The sequence below is a fragment of the Clostridium sp. genome (assembly GCF_032552055.1).
In the GTDB taxonomy this organism is placed as follows: domain Bacteria; phylum Bacillota; class Clostridia; order Clostridiales; family Clostridiaceae; genus Clostridium.
Window position 1 is genome coordinate 1 of record NZ_JAWGSV010000370.1, and the last position, 2,076, is coordinate 2,076.

Annotated in this window: 3 protein-coding genes; 1 reads left to right on the forward strand and 2 read right to left on the reverse strand. The window is 25.9% G+C overall.

Annotated features, from left to right (window positions below; translation table 11 throughout):
• On the reverse strand, nt 1–317 hold a 317-nt coding region (locus tag E6248_RS15605), incomplete at its 3' end, for a hypothetical protein (protein ID WP_316341686.1).
• Nucleotides 310–1,170 carry an ABC transporter ATP-binding protein gene (locus tag E6248_RS15610; protein ID WP_316341687.1) on the reverse strand — a complete coding sequence of 287 codons (861 nt, stop codon included), beginning with the start codon at nt 1,168–1,170 and terminating at the stop codon, nt 310–312. The genes E6248_RS15610 and E6248_RS15605, both read right to left, overlap by 8 nt.
• Nucleotides 1,171–1,330: 160 nt before the next feature.
• Here E6248_RS15610 and E6248_RS15615 point away from each other — a divergent pair.
• Nucleotides 1,331–2,076 (forward strand): GNAT family N-acetyltransferase (locus E6248_RS15615; protein ID WP_316341688.1); only part of this gene is annotated, 746 nt, incomplete at its 3' end.

Genomic DNA, 2,076 nt, shown 5'->3' on the forward strand with positions numbered 1-2,076 from the left:
TATATATATTTCATTTTATCCTTATCTGAAGCAGGGCATACAAACATTGCCTTACTTAGTCTAAGGGGTATTTTTTTTGTTATTAAAAATAAAGTAAGTATATATATTATATTAGTAACTGGAATAATTATATTTTGGGTTTGTTCAGATGCAAGTATCTGATATACGGTATCTCTTGTTATATACTCATTTGTCATAACAACAATGAATGAAATTGTATATATAGCTATAAAGTACATAAAAATAGTATAAAGCAATATACTAATCCATGATTTCTTAAAGCTGATAAATAAATCGTTTAACACAATTTTAAGCATATGAATAACCTCCTTTTTCTAAGTAGTACATAATATCTTCTATATTAGGGATTTTTGTATTAAAAGTTTTATAATCTTCACCTTTAACTTTTTCTATAAAGGCAGCATTATGATACTCTCCATATTCTCTATAGATAATTTTAGAACAGTTAAGACTTTCTATTTCTTCTTTACTTCCTTTGATTATTAAATATTTATCTTTAAGCTCTTCTTTATTTAAATTGAAAAATAATTTGCCATCATGTATAAGTGCAATATAATCTCCAACTTGATCAAGGTCTTCAGTAATATGTGTTGAAAATATAATACTTCTAGTACCATCTTCTACTAATTCTTGCATATATCTTATAAGATCTTTTCTAAAGGCAGGATTTAATCCGGCAGAAGGTTCATCCATTATAAAAAGCTTTGAATCATGTGATAGAGCAAGGGCTAATTGAAACTTAATTTTTGCTCCAGTTGATAACTTACCAAGCTTTTTATTAATAGGAATATCGAAACGCTCACAAAATTTTAAAAATAATTCTTCATTAAATTTACTATAAAGACTTCCAAAAGTTTTTGCATTACGAATTACTGTCATAGTATTTTCAAACATATTTTCATCAAGTACAAATCCTATTTGATCCTTAACTTCTTTTTCGTTACTATCCATTGATAATCCGTTCACCTTTACTATGCCAGAATCCTTCTTATATATATTTAAGATAGTATTAATTAAAGTTGTTTTACCACAGCCATTTACACCTATTAGCCCCATTATATAGCCAGGTTCTAAATTAAGATTAACATCCTTTAGATGTAAATTGCCAAGTCTCTTTTCAAGATTATTGATTTCTAATAAATAAGTCATAAGCATTACCTCCATAACAGTATATATACTGTTTATATCTATATATACAGTATATGCATAGATGATTTCAAAGTCAAGTAATTATTGGTAAAATATTTGCAGTTTGTTATAATATAGAAATAATAAAGAGAGTTAGAATATAAATAGGGGAGAGGTATATATGGAGAATAAAGAGATTATTATTAAATCTCAAAATATAGTATTAAAGAAGTATTTAGATGAAAATGATGTGAAATTAATTCGAAATTTAGAAGATATTTGTTTAACAGAAGATAATATAAACTTAAAGCTAGAACTAGAATATAGAACAGAAATGAAAAAAGATTATAATAGGTGTTTAAATGATGTTAATGAGATTTTGTATTGCTTAAATGATGAGCTAATTGGATATGCAGGAATTTCTGCCTTTAGTAGAAATATAGCAGAAATTAATGGAATGGTACATCCAAGCTTTAGAAGAAAAGGGATATTTACAAAAATAATTGAAATAGCAATTGATGAATGTAGAAAAAGATATTTTAAGGAAATCTTATTACTTGGTGATGATAAATCCGTTTCAGCTATGAAATTTATTGAAAAAACAAAGGCTATATACTCATTTTCAGAATGTAGAATGACGTGTTTAGAGTGGGAATTAAAAGAAATAAATAATGAAAGTATATTAGTAAAGGCTACTAATAAGAATGCTGAGGATATAGATAGATTAAATACTATATTTTTTGGGGATGTTAGTAGTGAAATGATATTACCTGAAGATGAAGAAAAAAATAATAACATAACTTATTTTATTAAAATAGATGATAAGATAATTGGAAAGATAAAGACTAGTAAAGAAGAAGAAAATTCTATTTATATAAGTGGTTTTGGTATTATTCCGGAATATAGAAGAAAAGGACACGGCAGAGC

What these genes read in the sequence shown, in the direction of transcription:
- E6248_RS15610 (WP_316341687.1), bottom strand. Translation starts at nt 1,170, where the DNA reads ATGACTTATTTATTAGAAATCAATAATCTTGAAAAGAGACTTGGCAAT.